The organism is Cobetia sp. (assembly GCF_983723665.1).
This window is the reverse complement of record NZ_CFDJES010000014.1, coordinates 20,370-24,896: the sequence shown is the minus strand read 5'-3', so window position 1 is coordinate 24,896 and position 4,527 is coordinate 20,370. Positions and strand designations below refer to the sequence as shown.

Here is a 4,527-nt window from a genome sequence, read left to right as displayed (position 1 = left end):
GTACCCCGGGTGGCGATGTGGAGTATGAAATCTCCGAAGTGCATCACATCTGAAGTGCATCGCCTCTGATTCGTCAGATCCTGGTGTCGTGACAGCCCTGCCGGTAACCCCGGCAGGGCTGTTTTTTTGGCCTGCGGGCACGAAACCCTTCAGGGAGGGAGTAATGGAAGTACAGGGAAGTCAGCCGGAAAAGCGCATCATGGCAACCTCCATGGTGGCCATCTTCATGGTGCTCGGGTTCATGCTGTTCGGGGTGGCATATGTGGTCTCCCAGTCGTTTGCCTATCGGTACACCGGGGACTCGGCGCTGTTGACGCCATCATTGGTCCTCGGGAGTGCCCTGTTGGCGAGGGGAGTTTTCCACCTGGTGATGCCGCTGGCGCACTTCGGTGATCAGGCGCTTTATCTGCGGCCGTCACCACTCATGGGGTGTCGCAAGATCGATTATGAGCTGATCGAGGATTTCACCTTCGACAAGAAGACGCTGGTCATCAAGTATCGCGATGCCGGCAACGGTGATGGGGAGTCCAGAAAGACTACACTCAAGCGTCATCAGGTCACCCAGCGGGCGCTGGACGACATCACCTTCGAGCTGAATCAGCGCGTCAGGTCGTGATTGTCAGCAACAGAAAACAGAAACGCCGCCCTCGATGAGGGCGGCGTTTCTGTCTGCGGCAGGCGTGGCGTGCGAGGTGAGCCTCGTCAGGCCTGGGCCCGGCGGCTTACTTCTCGCTGAAGCGCTGTACGTTCGACAGCTTCGGCTTGGCCTGCGGGTTGCGGCGATACAGCAGAGCGATCTTGCCGATGCTCTGGATCAGGGTCGCGCCGGTTTCGCTGCACAGGTGGCGAGCCACCTCGCCGCGCGCTTCGCGATCGTTGATCGCCAGCTTCAGCTTGATCAGTTCGTGATCGTGCAGTGCGCGCTCCAGTTCGGTCACGACGCCTTCGGAAAGGCCGTTTTCCGAGACGGTGACGATCGGGTCAAGATGGTGCCCGATGCTGCGAAATGCTTTCTTTTGTGACTGTGACAAGCTCATGGTATCGTAAAGTTTCCCTGTTGGCGTCCGATGGGAGCGGGGAGCGTAGCGAAAGACAGGGTCGACTCCAGGGCTTGAAATCCAGGGGTGTGAACCCGTCTGTTGCGCAGGCAATGTCTGTGCCCACGGGCGGAACCGCGCGCAGGACCCGCCATTCTACTCCATGACGACGCTCATGACACGACCCGTGCGCAAGCTTGCCACGCCTTTCGTGTCGTCGTTATCCCCCGCGCTATCTCCCGCCAGTATTCGATTTTCCCCGACATTCCAGGTGACAACGTGGCTCACCCCAGCAAGAGCAGTGCTGGCTGGATGAAGGAACACTTTGATGACGCCTATGTCCAGCGCAGCTGGGCCGACGGTTATCGTTCCCGTGCCAGCTACAAACTGATTGAAATCGATGACAAGGACCGCCTGCTCAAGCCGGGCGCCACCGTCATCGACCTCGGCGCAGCCCCCGGTGGCTGGAGCCAGATCGCCGCGGACCGCGTCGGCATGGAAGGCGTGGTCATCGCCTCCGACATTCTCGAGATGGACGCCCTGGCCGGTGTCGACTTCATTCAGGGCGACTTCACCGAAGAGGCCGTGCTGAACCAGATTCTGGCTACCCTGGGTGACCGCCCGGTGGACCTCGTGATCTCCGACATGGCGCCCAACATGAGCGGCATGAGCGCGATCGATCAGCCTGCCGGCATGTATCTGGTCGAGCTGGCGCTGGATCTGGCGCGCCAGACCCTCAAGCCGGGTGGCAATTTCCTGGTCAAGGTCTTCCAGGGCGAGGGCTTCGATGCCTATCTGAAGGATATGCGCGGCAGCTTCAAGAAGGTCGTGACCCGCAAGCCGGAAGCGTCGCGTGCACGCTCACGCGAAGTCTATCTGCTGGGGCAGGGCTTCAAGGGCTGATGGTCAGTGTCCTTGCATGCCGCTGCACGCGGCAGGCATCAGCTCGCGGTGGCGAGATTTCCACGTTGCTGGTCGCATGCTTCATCGCGGGTTAAGGCGAGCCATGCGATGCTCGTCCAGACTGGCGCCAATGTGTCCGGGCGAGTCGCAGCGCTGGCTGATGCAGGCTGTCTATCGGCGCAATAGTCCATTGTCGGGCTTTAAGCAATGGTTGCCAGCCCCCATCTGGTGTAGTGTCGATATCATTGGGTCTTGAGTACGATGGGCCAGTGACAGTTCGGTGGGTTTCAATGCCTTACCGATGCTGGCAGGCAAGTAGCACAATGCACGGCAAGCTTTGAGTGACTCGGTAGGCGAAGTGGCGCGTTGCGCTGACTTGATACCCCGCAGGCACGATCAGATAGCATGGCAGGCCACCACAAGACGGCAGTCGGAGTATTCACGGCATGCCAAGACAGATTCATGCAATGAGGGTGTCCCCTTGAACGACATGGCGAAGAACCTGATTCTCTGGTTGATCATCGCAGCAGTGCTGCTGACGGTGTTCAACAACTTCAGCGTCGATACCTCGCCGCAGGCGATGAACTATTCACAGTTCGTCCAGCAGGTGCAGAACGACCGGATCAAGAGTGTGACCATCGATGGTTACACCATTGAGGGTGAGCGGGCCGATGGCTCCAGCTTCACCACCATCCGGCCGGCGGCGTCCGATCCCAAGCTGATGGATGACCTGCTTGCCAACAAGGTGGAGGTCATCGGCAAGAAGCCTGAGCAGCAGTCGCTGTGGACACGCCTGTTGATTGCCAGCTTCCCGATTCTGATCATTCTGGCCATCTTCATGTTCTTCATGCGCCAGATGCAGGGTGGCGGCGCCGGCAAGGGTGGCCCGATGAGCTTCGGCAAGTCCAAGGCCAAGCTGCTGAGCCAGGACCAGATCAAGACCACCTTCAGCGACGTCGCAGGCTGTGACGAAGCGAAGGAAGAGGTCGAGGAGCTGGTCGACTTCCTCAAGGACCCCAGCAAGTTCCAGCGTCTTGGCGGTCAGATTCCGCGTGGCGTCCTGATGGTAGGCCCGCCGGGTACCGGCAAGACCCTGCTCGCCAAGGCAATCGCCGGTGAAGCCAAGGTGCCGTTCTTCAGCATCTCCGGTTCTGACTTCGTCGAGATGTTCGTCGGTGTCGGTGCCTCCCGTGTGCGTGACATGTTCGAGCAGGCCAAGAAGCAGGCGCCGTGCATCATCTTCATCGATGAGATCGACGCCGTCGGCCGTCACCGTGGTTCCGGCATGGGCGGTGGTCACGATGAGCGTGAGCAGACCCTGAACCAGCTGCTGGTCGAGATGGATGGCTTCGAGGCGAACGACGGCATCATCGTCATCGCCGCGACCAACCGTCCTGACGTGCTTGACCCCGCGCTGCTGCGTCCGGGCCGCTTCGACCGTCAGGTGACCGTCGCACTGCCGGACATTCGTGGTCGCGAGCACATCCTCGGCGTTCACCTGCGCAAGGTGCCGATGGGCGATGACGTCGTGCCGGTCAACATTGCACGTGGTACGCCGGGCTTCTCCGGTGCGGACCTGGCCAACCTGGTCAATGAAGCCGCCCTGTTCGCCGCGCGTCGCAACAAGCGTCTGGTCGGCATGGAAGAGCTGGAGCTGGCCAAGGACAAGATCATGATGGGCGCCGAGCGCAAATCGATGGTCATGTCCGAGAAGGAGAAGCGCAACACGGCCTATCACGAGTCTGGCCACGCCATCATCGGTCTGGTGATGCCCGAGCATGATCCGGTCTACAAGGTGTCGATCATTCCGCGCGGTCGTGCGCTGGGTGTGACGATGTTCCTGCCGGAAGAGGATCGCTACAGCTACTCGCGTCAGCAGATCATCAGTCAGATCTGCTCGCTGTTCGGCGGTCGTATCGCCGAAGAGATGACGCTGGGCCCGAACGGTGTCACCACCGGCGCGTCCAACGACATCAAGCGTGCTACCGAGCTTGCCCACAACATGGTCGCCAAGTGGGGTCTCTCCAGCGAGATGGGCCCGATCATGTACGACGAGGACGAGTCCCATCAGTTCCTCGGTGGCCCGGGTCAGGGTGGCGGCAAGCTGAAGTCTGGCGACACCACCTCGCGTCTCGACAAGGAAGTGCGTCGTATCATCGACGAGTGCTACGCCAAGGCGCAGCAGATTCTGGAAGAGAATCGCGACAAGCTGGATGCGATGACCGAAGCGCTGATGACCTACGAGACCATCGATGCCGAGCAGCTGGCGGACATCATGGCAGGTCGTGCTCCGCGTCCGCCGAAGGACTGGGGTGGCCCGGCGAGCGGCGGTGACGGTGGCCTGGTGGCCCCGGTTGCCGACACTCCGAAGGCGGAAGCGCCGGAAGCTCCCAAGACGGATGATGACGCTGATGGCAGTGAAGATGACGACAGCAACCGCCGTCGCCCGTCTGATCCGCTGGGTGGTCCGAGCGGTCATTGATGTACGCCTGATGCAGGCCTGATCTAGGCCTGATGTAGGCATAAGGGGCGCCCGATATCGCATGCGATGTCTGAGCCTCTGAAAGGAAAAACGCCCGACTGGCTT

General features: G+C 60.7%; 4 protein-coding genes. 3 read left to right on the top strand and 1 reads right to left on the bottom strand.

The genetic code is table 11. The features are described from left to right. The first annotated feature begins 163 nt into the window (after positions 1-163). A complete protein-coding gene (locus tag AC4FAH_RS02985) occupies positions 164-616 on the top strand; it encodes a hypothetical protein (RefSeq protein WP_043333377.1) in 453 nt (150 codons plus the stop codon). Positions 617-722: 106 nt separating this feature from the next. On the opposite strand, the gene yhbY is transcribed toward AC4FAH_RS02985, so the two are convergent. Next, positions 723-1,037 (bottom strand): ribosome assembly RNA-binding protein YhbY, encoded by a 315-nt coding sequence (gene yhbY / locus AC4FAH_RS02980; protein WP_043333380.1) that lies wholly within the window; start codon positions 1,035-1,037, stop codon positions 723-725. 279 nt (positions 1,038-1,316) lie between these two features. Here yhbY and rlmE point away from each other — a divergent pair, with 279 nt between their 5' ends. Continuing rightward, positions 1,317-1,940 (top strand): 23S rRNA (uridine(2552)-2'-O)-methyltransferase RlmE, encoded by a 624-nt coding sequence (gene rlmE, locus AC4FAH_RS02975; RefSeq protein WP_225347478.1) that lies wholly within the window; start codon positions 1,317-1,319, stop codon positions 1,938-1,940. 481 nt (positions 1,941-2,421) lie between these two features. Further along, on the top strand, positions 2,422-4,422 hold the full coding sequence (gene ftsH, locus AC4FAH_RS02970) for an ATP-dependent zinc metalloprotease FtsH (protein ID WP_043333382.1): 2,001 nt from the start codon (positions 2,422-2,424) through the stop codon (positions 4,420-4,422). The last annotated feature ends 105 nt before the right edge of the window (positions 4,423-4,527 follow it).